At 48.9% G+C, this 11,437-nt stretch carries 9 protein-coding genes and 1 pseudogene; all 10 read right to left on the reverse strand.

From position 1 onward, the window contains the following. Positions 1–275: 275 nt before the first annotated feature. A pseudogene (locus tag Q0Y54_RS08520) lies at positions 276–2,847 on the reverse strand (TIGR03960 family B12-binding radical SAM protein). A gap of 27 nt (positions 2,848–2,874) precedes the next feature. Further along, positions 2,875–3,984, reverse strand: coding sequence for a rod shape-determining protein RodA (gene rodA, locus Q0Y54_RS08525; RefSeq protein WP_297966341.1), 1,110 nt, complete (start codon positions 3,982–3,984; stop codon positions 2,875–2,877). 188 nt (positions 3,985–4,172) lie between these two features. Further along, on the reverse strand, positions 4,173–4,433 hold the full coding sequence (gene minE / locus Q0Y54_RS08530) for a cell division topological specificity factor MinE (protein ID WP_297966343.1): 261 nt from the start codon (positions 4,431–4,433) through the stop codon (positions 4,173–4,175). A 19-nt stretch (positions 4,434–4,452) separates the two neighbouring features. Next, complete coding sequence (minD, locus tag Q0Y54_RS08535; protein WP_297966344.1) at positions 4,453–5,250, reverse strand: septum site-determining protein MinD; 798 nt, start codon at positions 5,248–5,250, stop codon at positions 4,453–4,455. An 11-nt stretch (positions 5,251–5,261) separates the two neighbouring features. After that, positions 5,262–5,921 (reverse strand): septum site-determining protein MinC, encoded by a 660-nt coding sequence (gene minC, locus Q0Y54_RS08540; RefSeq protein WP_297966345.1) that lies wholly within the window; start codon positions 5,919–5,921, stop codon positions 5,262–5,264. A gap of 30 nt (positions 5,922–5,951) precedes the next feature. Further along, positions 5,952–7,883, reverse strand: a complete 1,932-nt coding sequence (gene mrdA, locus Q0Y54_RS08545) for a penicillin-binding protein 2 (protein ID WP_297966346.1) — start codon at positions 7,881–7,883, stop codon at positions 5,952–5,954. 20 nt (positions 7,884–7,903) lie between these two features. Then, positions 7,904–8,398: a rod shape-determining protein MreD gene (gene mreD / locus Q0Y54_RS08550; protein WP_297966348.1), complete on the reverse strand. Its 495-nt coding sequence runs from the start codon at positions 8,396–8,398 to the stop codon at positions 7,904–7,906. After that, complete coding sequence (gene mreC / locus Q0Y54_RS08555) at positions 8,395–9,330, reverse strand: rod shape-determining protein MreC (protein ID WP_297966350.1); 936 nt, start codon at positions 9,328–9,330, stop codon at positions 8,395–8,397. Before mreC ends, mreD begins: the two co-directional genes overlap by 4 nt. Before the next feature lies 1 nt (position 9,331). After that, a complete protein-coding gene (locus Q0Y54_RS08560) occupies positions 9,332–10,369 on the reverse strand; it encodes a rod shape-determining protein (protein WP_297966352.1) in 1,038 nt (345 codons plus the stop codon). Positions 10,370–10,774: 405 nt separating this feature from the next. Then, a partial coding sequence (gene radC / locus Q0Y54_RS08565; RefSeq protein ID WP_297966354.1) for a DNA repair protein RadC occupies positions 10,775–11,437 on the reverse strand: 663 nt, incomplete at its 5' end.

Genomic DNA, 11,437 nt, shown 5'->3' on the forward strand with positions numbered 1-11,437 from the left:
GGGATGGCTATATAGTGCAGTTGAATACTGAGCGTCAAGAAAATATTTTTTTCTTTCCTGCATTAGTAATAAAAATTATTTGTTTGAGCGAAGCGAGTTATGATTTTTATTGCTATTGTTTTGATAGTAAACTTACTGGACACTTAATGGTGTCCACACGCCCTTACAACGAACACTAAGCTCCCACTGCGCCGTAGGCTTGTGCTCGCTAAGTGTTCATAGTAAAAAATATTTTTAGCGAAGTATTCTTGCAATAGATAGCCGTCCCTACCTTTTTATACCAGATCAATCAGGTCCTTGCCCTGGCCCATGAGCCTGCTGCGATTGATTAATGCCCGGCCCAAGGCAACTGGCAGACCGAATTCATTATGTAACAGCTCCAGTATTTCCGCTGGCTTTATACTACCGGTCTGGGTAATGGAAATATTCATGGTCAGCTTTACCCAATCACCCCTCATACCAATTTTAACCGGCTCACGCATATATTGCTTGACCTCAATATCCCTGGTCTTTTTCGGGGTCACACGATGATAGTTTACCTCGGAGGCCCTATTATATCTGTCCACAGCCTTGACTGCTGTATCCCAGTCACCAATAAGAGGGGCCGCCACCTCATAAATCCCCTGCTCCACCTCGGCCATCAGGGCCTTATGCTTCTTTCCCTGACAGGGCTTCGGCTCCTTTACCGGCTTTAGTCTGATAAGTCGTATGCCAGGTGGCAGGGCGGCGGCCAGCTTATCAAAAATCTCCGGCTGACACAGGGGCTTGGTCAACTCAAAATCCATATATTCCGCATCACTGGTTACACCCAGGGACAGGGGGGAAGCAAAGGACATCTTCAGGTGAGGGTTAAAGCCCTCAGTATAGGCCGCCGGCAGCTTGGCCCGACGAATGGCCCGTTCCATTACACCGGCATAATCCAAATGGGATATATATCTTATTTCGTCACCCTTGGTCAGCTGGGCCCGATACTTATACATTGGCCTGCACCTCCCCTTCCTGACGTTTCCAGTCCACAATATTCACCTTAAGGGATGGGCAGACTCCACAGCCGGAGCATTTGCCGCGGCGGCAGTCCTCTGTAAGCTGCTCTGCCACAGCCTTGTCCCATTCCCGCTTCAAAAATTCCCGGGAAACCCCAGGGCTGGTATGCTCCCATGGCAACGGCTCATCAAAGGCCCGGGGGCGCTCACTGTATTCCTTCATATCAATGCCGCACTTTTCAAAGGCTTTGTGCCATACATCCTCCTTAAAGAGATCCGTCCAGCCATCAAACTTGGCCCCATCACGCCAGGCCTGATAAATCACCTGGCTTAAACGGCGGTCTCCCCGGGAAATGGCCCCTTCAAGCACGCTGACCCGGGCATCATGATAGTGAAATTTAACAGCCCGCTCCGTAATGCTGTCCTTTAACAGCCGCTGACGGCGTTCAAACTCGGCCTTGGGCAGCTGGCCAAACCACTGAAAGGGGGTATGAGGCTTGGGTACAAAGCAGGATACGCTGATGGTGACCGTAACCCCCCATTTGCCAGTAACCTCCTTGTATTTTCTGGCTACCTTCTCCGCCAGCCGGGCAATGCCCACAATATCCTCATCCCGTTCCGTAGGCAGACCCATCATAAAGTAGAGCTTCACCTGCTTCCAGCCCTGTTTAAAGGCGGCTTCCACGGCGGTCATGAGATTTTCCTCGGTAACCCCCTTGTTGATCACATCCCGCAGACGCTGGGTGCCAGCCTCCGGGGCAAAGGTAAGGCCGCTTTTCCGTACCTGCTGCAGCTTGTGGGCCAAATCGATGGAAAAGCTGTCTATACGCAATGAGGGCAGGGAAAAGCTGACCTTTTCCCCGGCAAAATCAGCAAACAAATCATCCACCAGCTCCCCCAGACAGGAATAATCGGCTGAGCTCAGGGAGGTAAGGGACATTTCATTGTAGCCACTGGAATCCACCAGCTTCCGGGCCACATTGCGGAGATAAGCCAGGCTCCGCTCCCGAATGGGGCGGTATGAGGTTCCTGCCTGACAAAAACGGCAGCCGCGGGTACAGCCCCGGAATAATTCCAGCATAATACGGTCATGGACGATGCCGATGTAGGGCATTACCGGCTTTTCCACGAAGTGAACCTGGTCCAAATCCTTGATAACCCGCTTATAAATCTTCTCCCTGGCCTCCGGCTCCAAGGGAGTAATGGCCTTGAAGCGTTGTCCGGCATCATATTCCACCGCATAAAAGGATGGCACATAGATGCCCTCCAGCTTGGCCACCTCTTTTAAAAAGCCGGGGCGTCCGCCTATACGACCATTTTTCTTCCAATTGGCAAAGGTGCCGGCCACCTCCCCAATAAGCTCCTCACCTTCCCCCAGGATGAAGAAATCAAAAAAATCTCCTATAGGCTCAGTATTAAAGACAGTGGGTCCTCCACCTACAATGAACGGGTCCTCTTCACTGCGGTCCTTGGTCCATAGGGGAATATCGGCCAAATCCAGCATATTAAGAATAGTGGTATAAAGCATTTCGTACTGCAGGGTGAAGCCGATGAGGTCAAAGGACTTTATCTCCGTAAAGCTTTCCAAAGAAAACAGAGGTATATTACGCTGACGCATAATATCCTCCATATCAGACCATGGGGCATATACCCGCTCACAAGCGGTATCCTGCCGATTGTTCAACACCTCATACAGTATTTTAAGTCCCAGGTTGGACATCCCCACCTCATAAACGTCGGCCATGGACAGGGCAAAGTGGCAATCCACCGAGTCCCAGTCCTTGTGTACAGCATTTAATTCGTGACCTGTATAACGGGCAGGCTTTTCAACAGCCTGGAGAATTTCAGGTTCTAATTTTATCATTGCTCAAACTCCTATATATACGGAAACCTAAAATTGGAGCTTTTGGTTTCTCAAATAAATATTCAGTAAAATCGCCACCGCAAACATATTGGTGGTAAGGGCACTGACACCATAGCTCATAAATGGCAATGGAATACCTGTTACAGGCATAATTCCGGCGGTCATCCCCACATTAACCAATACGTGGAAGGCCAGCATGGAGGTAATCCCCACAGCCAGCAGCATACCAAAATTATCCTGGGCCTGCTGGGCAATTTTTATACCCCGCCGCAGTACCACAAGATACAGCAGCAGCAAAATGGTGGCTCCCACAAAGCCCAGCTCTTCTCCTACCACGGCAAATATAAAATCTGTGTGATTTTCCGGCAGGAAATTCAGCTGACTTTGGGTACCGGCAAAGAGGCCCTTGCCAAAAAGCATGCCGGAGCCTATGGCTATTTTCGACTGAATAATATGGTAGCCGGAGCCCAAAGGGTCCACATTGGGATCAATGAATACCATGATGCGCATTTTTTGGTATTCCTTTAAAACGAAATGCCATATAAGGGGGGCACAGGCCACCGCCCCTGCAAACATGCCCATTAACAGCTTAATATTTACCCCGCAGGCAAAAATCATGCCGATAAATATGGCCATAAATACCAGGGAGGTACCTAAATCCGGCTGCTTCAGCACCAGCAGGAAGGGAAGGCCCACATATCCGGCCAGGGGAAGCAAATCCGACAATTTATTAAGCTGACCTATTTTGTCCTGGAATACAGAGGCCATACATATTATCATGATAATTTTTGAAAACTCTGATGGCTGAAGGGAAATCGGACCAAGCTGAATCCACCGCTGGGCCCCCAGGGCAGTCTGCCCCAGGAACATAACGGCCAGCAGCATGATAATGTTAAAAATATACAGCTTTTTCCCGTAGCCCTGCAGCATTCTGTAGTCAAAATTCATGAAAAACAGGACTACGCCAATATTTAATACGGTGAAAATACCCTGACGCAGAACAAACCAATACCGGTCCTCTGATGGAGTATTGATGTGGGTGGCACTGCCGATGGTAATCAGACTCATAAGAATGATTCCCCCCACTGCCGCAATAAGCTCAACATCAATTTTTCTCAGTTTTTTATTTGAACTCAAGAATCTATCCTCCAAATATCTTTTCTAAATATAGCTTTTATATATTATCACGAACCTGTGTAAAGAACAATATTCTGACAGCATACTTCGTGGAAAATGATATTTCCCACTACGCCCTTACAACAAAATAAAAATAGACCATTTTTTGTCAAAAGTGGTCTATTTGCAGACAATTACGGGAACACCCCTTATTTTTGATGTCTCATGGTATGAACCGGTATATTGGCCACCAATGCCACAGAATCATCGACATTTTCCAGGGAAATCTCCATGTCCGTCTTGTCGATAATCATGTATTTGGATATTACCTGAATAATATCATCCCTGAGCTTTTCCATAACCTCAGGTGAAACGCTGGCCCTGTCCTGAATAAGCACCATCTGAAGCCGTTTCTTGGCCACCTTGCCGGAGCTCTCATGGGAAAATATCCGCTTTAAAGAATCAAGCATTTACACGTCCCCCCCAATATCAATCTTTGGAAAATTTAAAAGCCTTCATCAATTTCTTGAAAAAGCCCTCTTTTTCAAATTCCATGAATGGGATATCTTCACCCAGGAGACGTCCCACAATGTTCTCATAAGCCTTACCGGCCTGGGAATCGCTGTCGCCAACAACAGGCTCACCCCGGTTGGCAGAGGTTACTACCTTGATATCGTCAGGGACCTGACCAATGCACTTAATAGCCAGGATATCGTTGATATCATCCATATCCATCATTTCGCCGCTATCCACCATGGCTGGTCTTATTCGGTTAATAATGAGCTTGATATTGTCCTTTTCGGAACGGCCCAGCTCACCGATAATCTTGTCGGCGTCACGAACTGCAGAAACCTCAGGCATGGTAACAACAATAGCCGTATCCGCACCGGCAATCGCCGTCTGAAAGCCCTGCTCAATACCAGCCGGACAATCAATAAGAACAAAATCATATTCCTTGCGGAGCTCATCACATAATACCATAAGGTCAGCAGGATTAACAGCAGATTTGTCTTTAACCTGAGAGGTGGGCAAAAGCTGTAAATTTTCATATTTCTTGTGACGAACAAGGGCCTTTTTTATTTCCACCCGACCCTCAACCACATCGATGAGATCGTACATTATTCGGTTCTCAAGACCGAGAAGTAAATCCAGGTTGCGCAGGCCCGTATCTGTATCAATGAGAACTACCTTCTTCCCACGCATCGCCAGGCCTACACCAAGATTTGCTGTGGTGGTGGATTTACCTACACCACCCTTACCAGAAGTAATAACAATAACTTCACTCATTCTCCCAAATCCTACCTTTCTATCGGTTCAATTACAATTTGTCCGTCTCTGATAAATGCCTGTTCAGCAAAATTATTTTTCTCCATAACATCCGGTGAACGGGCGATCATATTGGCAATACGAATCTGAGTCGGCATAAGCCTGTCGGCAATAATCACCGCACTGGTATCTCCCCAAGCCCCGGCATGAACCATACCGCGGCAGGTGCCTCGTACATCAATGCTGCCGCCGGCAATTATTTGGGCACCGGGATTAACGTTACCCATTACCAGCACCGAACCATGACTGGTAACCTCCTCACCGCCGCGAATGGTGTGTTCGACTACCGTCATTTCATGGGCGGTCACATTTCCATCGTGCTGAATGCCACCATTGGGGATTGGCGGAGCTTCGGCAGCCGGTGCAGGAACCGATACAGCAGCCGGTTCCTTCTTTGCGGGCAACGCAACTCCCAATCCGTGCTGACTTAGAATCTGACCAATCCCCTTCTTCACCGAGCGGTTTAAATCAGCTGCCTCCAGCTCAAATTTAGTTCCCTCAGGAAAAAAGCCCGGATTAGCATCAAGCTTCTTTTTTATCTCAGCTTCAATTTCCTCAATGCTGGCTGAACTGTCAACCAATAAACGGAAGCCATCCCTGCCGCCCTTTATTGTTACTAATTCCCTGCTCATACTCTCCCCACCTGTCTTTAGAAAGATATATTATCTCCTGCCGTTAGCAGCACCATATTCCCTTCCCGGTGCCGGGGCATTGTTTACAACTGCCGGCTGCTCCTGAGCCCTGTTGTTGGAATTGTTTTCCTTGTTTTTCTGAGCCTGCTGGGCCAGCTGACGCTGACGCTCCAGCTCGGCCTGCTTGGCCGGATCCGGAATATTAAAGGCCGCCTCCAATATTTTCCTGCCAATTGGTACCGCAGAGGTGGAGCCATAACCACCCTGTTCCACAATCACGGCCACAACAATATTAGGGTTATCAAAGGGACCATAGGCCACGAACCAGCCGTGATCCCGGCCATGAGGGTTCTCGGCTGTACCGGTTTTACCGGCAATTTCCACAGGAAAGCCCCTGAATACCGATGCAGCAGTTCCGTACTTGGTTACCCCCTTGAGGCCCTGCTGAACCAGTCTTATATGCTGAGGCTCCACATCAAGCTGACCTACCAGCTCCGGTTTAAATTTCTTGACGGTCTTGCCCTCGTAATCCACAATTCTATCCACCAAGTATGGCTTAAACCGCTTGCCGTCAGCGGCGATTTCCCCCATTACCATTGCCGCCTGGATAGGGGTAACATTGTTAAAGCCCTGTCCTATGGCCGCGTCAAAGGTTTCAGCCAGGTACCAGTCCTCGTCAAAAACCTTTTCCTTGTACTCCCGGGAGGCCACCAGGCCTTCGGCTTCAAAGAGAAGGTCTACACCCGTCGGCTTGCCCAGGCCAAACATCCGGGCATATTTCTCCAGGCGATCTATACCGAGGCGGTTACCCATTTCATAGAAATATACATTATCGGAGTGGGCCATGGCTTCCTCAAAATTAATGTAGCCCAGGGCCTCTCCGTCAGCGTTGCCCTTATCCACAATCCAGTGCTTACCGGAGTCAAATATTTGCTCCTCCGGTGACACCACGTGCTCGGCCAGGGCTGCTGTACCGGTAACAATCTTAAAGGTTGAACCCGGCGGATACTCACCGGTAATGGCCTTGTTATCCATTGGGTGATTAGGATTATCATTAATGGCATTCCAATTTTTGGAGGAAATACCACCTACAAACAAATTTGGGTCAAAGGAGGGGCGGCTCACCATGGCCAGCACCTCACCGGTCTGGGGGTTCATTACCACAGCCGCAGCTGCCCTGGCCCCGACGGCCACCAGCTGTTCATCCACAGCCCTTTCTGCCGCTGCCTGGATATCCTTGTCAATGGTCAGATACAGGTCAGAGCCGGGAATAGGATTTTTCCTGCCCAGTATTTCCACAGGCTTACCGGTAACATCTACCTCCACCTGTTCGCCGCCGTCCTCGCCGCGGAGTTCCAAATCATATACCCGTTCAAGGCCGGCCTTGCCCACAATGTCCCCCATCTTATATTTATGGGGTGAATTTTTTTTGTCTTCCAGCTCTGCATCATTAATTTCGCTGACATAGCCAAATACATGGACAGCCTGCTCCTTGTAAATGTAATCCCGTATCGGCAGGACCTCCACCACAACGCCGGGATACAAATCCTTTTGCTCGGCAATGATACTGAGGAGCTCAGGCCCCACATCCGTTTTTATGCGGATTGGATCAAAGCCCACATGGGCCTTGATTTTTTCCTCAATATCCCCCTTGGGAACCTTCAGCAGGTCCGCCAGACGGTTGATCACCTCGTCGGATATTGGCGCAGTCAACGGTAACAGGGATACGGCAAAGCCAGGCCGGTTGGTAACCATCATAGTACCGTTCCGGTCGTAAAAGGTGCCACGGGGAGCCACTGCCGGAACTATTCGTATACGGTTGCCATCGGCAAGGCTTGCATAGTACTCCCCATCGTACAGCTGCAAATAGCCAATACGGCCTATCAGCACTGCGATAACCAGTACAATAATATAGCTGATTACCTGAAGACGGCCGTTATACTCTATATTATTTGTGTTCACTCAAAAAACTCCCACACTAGTTATTTCTTATCTGCTGTTTTATTATGCAGCCATCTTACTGCACAATGCATCGGCCAAGCAAACACTAAATTGTAACACATTAGGGGAACCAGCTTAGTATAAAGATGGGTCAATATATTAAACCGGTAGCCAAGCAACAGCACAATGGCCTCCGTAATGCAGAACACCGCAGCGGTATTCAGTATAGATGCCATTACGGGCAGGCCGAAGCTGTCCTTCAGCACTCTGGTGGAGAAAATACCACATACATGACCCACAAGGAGCTTGGTAAAAGCATTTAATCCAAAAAAGGTTCCGGTGGCCAAATCCTCAAACAAGCCCAACAGAAAACCGGCAAAGCTTCCCACCCGTTTCCCATTGAGAAAGCCTATGGAGCTGACCATCAGCAATATTAAATCCGGTCCCATGCCATAGAAATACACCAAAGGCATAAAGGCGGACTGGAATGCGTAAACTACTAAGGTAAACAGTAGCCAGGCCAGAATTTTCTTCATCTTTTTCCATCCCCACCTACCGGATTGCCATCCTTATCAGTTTCGGTGCCCGGAGTCTGCACAGGAGCAGTCAGGGGCTGCGGTGGTGCTTCACGGGAGGCAGTAATAATCATAACATCCTCCAATTTCTGGAAATCCACAGCAGTATACAGATAGGCAATTTCCAAAAGTCCACCGCCATCATTCTGAATATTCGCCACAGAGCCGATGAGCAGTCCCTTTGGATATACTCCGCCAAAGCCTGAGGTTACCACCACATCCCCTTCAACCACATCGGCATTACGGGGTATATTTATCATCTGTGGAAGCATCGGATCGCTTGGATTGCCCTGAACAATACCGGCCACTCTGGACTCCGGACGCTGAATGAGGGTTCCCACGGAGGAACGGGGATCAAGAATAAGCTGAACCTTGGAGGCATTTGGTGCCACCTCGGTAATCACGCCCACCAAGCCCTTGTCAGTAACCACCGGCATATTTTTGGCGATACCATCAATGGAACCCCGATTGACCACAATCATACTGGTCCAGGTGGAGGATTCCCGGCCGATAACCGTGGCCGGAAGCAAATCAAACTGCACTGCCATTTTTTTGTAATTCAGCATTTCCCTCAGGCGAATATTTTCAGCAGCAAATTCATTTGCATGAATATTTTGCTGGCGAAGGGCAACAACCTCTTCACGAAGCTGCTTATTCTGATAATATACAGTGGCGACCTCCCATACAGCGGAGGTTGCACCATTTATCCGGCCACCTGCCCAGGAAATAGCACGCTGAAATGGAGCCAGGGCCGTAACCACGGCTGGATTAGTCAAAACAGGTGCCATACGACCACGGGCGGCGAAGAAAATAATCACAAAAATACTGATTGTTACCACCACGAGCATCCAGGTAGTCTTACGTGCATCATTATCCCGTCTAATCCTGCTCATCTTATCTCAACTTCTTTGTAGTCATAACAACACGCTTCAGGAGCTCAATATTCTCCAAGGAACGTCCGGTTCCTTCACCTACACAGGAAAGGGCATCCTCGGACACCAATACCGGCATACCAGTTTCATTGCTCAGCAGCTTATCCAGGTTGGTCAGCAGGGAACCGCCCCCTGTCATCATAATGCCATGATCCATTACATCAGCAGCCAGCTCCGGCGGAGTCTTTTCCAAGGTGCTCTTTACAGCATCAATAATCTTGTATACAGGCTCACTGAGGGCATCGCGAATTTCACTGGCCCTGATGGTAAGGTTCTTCGGAAGGCCGCTTACCAAATCCCGGCCGCGGACATCCATGGTTTTATCCCCATTTGTATCTACGATGGCAGAGCCTATAGTAATCTTAATTTCCTCGGCAGTACGCTCACCAATCATAAGATTGTATACCCGCTTGATGTACTGGATGATTGCCGTATCCATCTCATCACCGCCAATGCGGATGGAGCAGCTGGTAACAATACCGCCCAGGGATATAACGGCAATTTCCGTGGTGCCGCCGCCAATATCTACTACCATGGAACCGGTGGCCTCCTCCACTGGAAGACCGGCACCGATGGCGGCAGCCATAGGCTCCTCAATGAGATATGCCTCCCGGGCACCGGCCTGCTGGGCTGCATCGATAACTGCACGCTTCTCCACCTCGGTAACACCGGAAGGAACACCTACCACTACCCGAGGGCGAACAAAGGATTTCGTATTCATTGCCTTGCGGATGAAATACTTAAGCATGGCCTGAGTAACATCAAAATCAGCAATAACGCCATCCTTCATTGGACGAATAGCGATAATGCTGCCTGGGGTACGGCCAATCATGCGCTTTGCATCATCGCCCACAGCCAATACCTCGCCATTTTCACTCTTTATAGCAACAACAGATGGCTCACGAAGCACAATGCCCTTGCCCTTGACGTGAACCAACGTGTTTGCAGTGCCCAAGTCAATACCCATATCATGGGATAATCCACCAAATAAATTCCACATAAATAAATAACTCCCTTCAAGACAACACAGCATATACTGGTTTAATCGTTAATTAAGATGATTGCCCATAAAATGATAACTTATTCAGGTGGAGTTTTAACTCCATCTGAATTTAGTTGAATTTTACCCAGGGCTTTACGGGTGCTTTACTCCCACCTAAGAGGAGGGAGTCTTAGCACCCGTTAGCATCGGATAAATATAAAGGGCCATCAACATTACTGCGTTAATACAAACAGATGTATAAAAAGCTTACACCAAGCTGACAGCTGCCAAGGCTCCCACAGCTTAAATGGGCGCTGCACACCTCCGGAGCCCTGGATTTACCCGACTAAATTCAGCAGGAGCCCAAGGCTCCGGCTGAATAAGTCTATTTGCCAGGTCAGGGCCCACATAATGGGCCGCATATCATTGTATCATACCTTCCTCCTTTAGGGAAATATATTTATTATCTCCCAGGACAATATGATCCAATACAGGTATATCCATTAGCTTTCCAGCCTCCATCAGCTGCCTGGTAATATTCAAATCCTCCTTGCTGGGAGACGGATCTCCACTGGGATGATTGTGAACCAATATCAGCGCTGCAGCTGAATTTTGAACGGCAACCTTAAAAACCTCCCGTGGATGAACCACCGAAGCTGTAAGACTGCCAATGGATATAATAGGCATGGACAAAATATGATGCTTGATATTCAACAGTATGATAGCAAAATGCTCCCGCTGCTCAAACCGCAGCCTTGGCATTGCGTAATCCGCCGCATCAGCAGGACAGCGTACTACGGGCTTTGGTGAGGCCAGATGCTTATCAAGCCTTTTCCCCAGCTCTACTGCCGCAGCCACCATTGTGGCCTTGGCCGAGCCCACACCCTTGTACTGCATTAGCTCCTCTACTGGCATTGTAGCCAGAGCCAACACCCCGCTCTCACGATGCTGACTCAGAATTTCCTGAGCCAGCTGCATTGCCGACTTTTCCTTGGATCCACTTCTGAGCAGTATTGCCAGAAGCTCAGCGTTGCTGAGAATTCCCGGGCCATAGGCCATTAGCCTTTCCCGTGGACGGTCATCAAC

Source organism: uncultured Anaerovibrio sp. (genome assembly GCF_947302755.1).
Taxonomy (GTDB): domain Bacteria; phylum Bacillota; class Negativicutes; order Selenomonadales; family Selenomonadaceae; genus Anaerovibrio.

Excerpts from the sequence above, each read along its gene's own strand:
- minE (WP_297966343.1), bottom strand. The coding sequence starts at position 4,433 with ATGCTTGATTCTTTAAAGCGGATATTTTCCCATGAGAGCTCCGGCAAG.
- mreC (WP_297966350.1), bottom strand. The coding sequence starts at position 9,330 with ATGAGCAGGATTAGACGGGATAATGATGCACGTAAGACTACCTGGATG.
- minD (WP_297966344.1), bottom strand. The coding sequence starts at position 5,250 with ATGAGTGAAGTTATTGTTATTACTTCTGGTAAGGGTGGTGTAGGTAAA.
- Q0Y54_RS08560 (WP_297966352.1), bottom strand. The coding sequence starts at position 10,369 with ATGTGGAATTTATTTGGTGGATTATCCCATGATATGGGTATTGACTTG.
- minC (WP_297966345.1), bottom strand. The coding sequence starts at position 5,921 with ATGAGCAGGGAATTAGTAACAATAAAGGGCGGCAGGGATGGCTTCCGT.
- mreD (WP_297966348.1), bottom strand. The coding sequence starts at position 8,398 with ATGAAGAAAATTCTGGCCTGGCTACTGTTTACCTTAGTAGTTTACGCA.